The organism is Azonexus sp., assembly GCF_036170495.1.
In the GTDB taxonomy this organism is placed as follows: domain Bacteria; phylum Pseudomonadota; class Gammaproteobacteria; order Burkholderiales; family Rhodocyclaceae; genus Azonexus.
The window spans coordinates 1-1,049 of sequence record NZ_JAVHPH010000132.1 but is presented as its reverse complement, the minus strand read 5'-3'; the positions used below and the strand labels follow the sequence as shown (position 1 = coordinate 1,049).

Below are 1,049 nucleotides of genomic sequence, written 5' to 3'. Positions count from 1 at the left end.
ATCAATTCGATCAGGTTATGTTTCAGCGTGGTCTCGACGAAGGCGCGGATCATCTGCTCGATATTGCCGTGGCAGACCCCTTTGTGGTTGGCGCCACAAGCGCTGCAGTTGTCGATTTTGCCGCGCTCGGTGCATTCGGATCGGATGCGCTCGATCAGATGCAGCATGTGCTCATGATCCCGGCGGATTCTGTCGACCGCTTCTTCACCCATCGTTGGCATGATTTGGTTTCCTTTCAGGAAAACATTGCAGTCCGGCGCTGCGGCCAAATTATTCCGGCTGGAGCCCGAATCTTCGAATCGGGTACTCGACTTAGGTTGTTTCTTGGGCAAACAGTTCCGGTTTGCGCATCGAATGCTGCCGGGTTGGCTGTCGGGGCGTTTAGAAAAGTCGGCCGAGATGGTCGGCCAGGCCGCGTTCGTTGACGAAAGTCAGGTCGTACATGGCGGAAAAAGCCTTGGCGTTTTCGTCGCTCAGGCCGGTAATGCACATCACAAATTGTTTGGCGTCGAGTCCGAGTCGTTTGCGCAGTGCCAGGTAGCGGTCGATATTCTGGCGGAATTCGCCGCTCTTGCACTCGACGCAGATCGGCAACTTGCCGTCGATGAGCAGGAAAACGTCGATCTCATAAGGATCACCATTGCTCAGCACGAGATTGAGGCCGCGGGCGCAGGAAAAACGGCGCTGGCGTTCCTTGGCGTAGCGCAGGCAGGTCATCAGCGCATGCCATTCCAGCCATTCGCCATTGAAAAAATTGCGGATGGTCGGCGCTGTTTGCAAAATCAGCCGGACATTGTTTTCCGGCTGGTTGTGGAAGCATTTGGCGACGAAGGAAAAATCGTAAAGCTGCTGGCAGAAGGCCGAGATGGCCTTGGTTTCAGCCGGTGATTTCTTGTCGAGGTGGATGGTCGTGCTGGCGTATTCCTTTTGTTGTGACCAGCGAATGCGTTCGAGGACGTCCTTGAGGACATTGAAATTGCTGCCGATGGCTTCGGCCACTTCGTCGAAAAAGCCGCTGGTATCGACGCTGCGCATATTGGCCTGAACCT

The 1,049-nt window shown here is 55.2% G+C and carries 2 protein-coding genes; both read right to left on the bottom strand.

Annotation, left to right across the window (positions count from 1 at the left end; translation table 11 throughout):
• Window positions 1–332, bottom strand: a 332-nt coding sequence (locus ADADOO_RS04115; protein WP_511275248.1) for a hypothetical protein, incomplete at its 3' end; no start/stop codon positions are given.
• Window positions 333–381: 49 nt separating this feature from the next.
• On the bottom strand, window positions 382–1,049 hold a 668-nt coding region (locus ADADOO_RS04110), incomplete at its 5' end, for a hypothetical protein (RefSeq protein WP_511275247.1).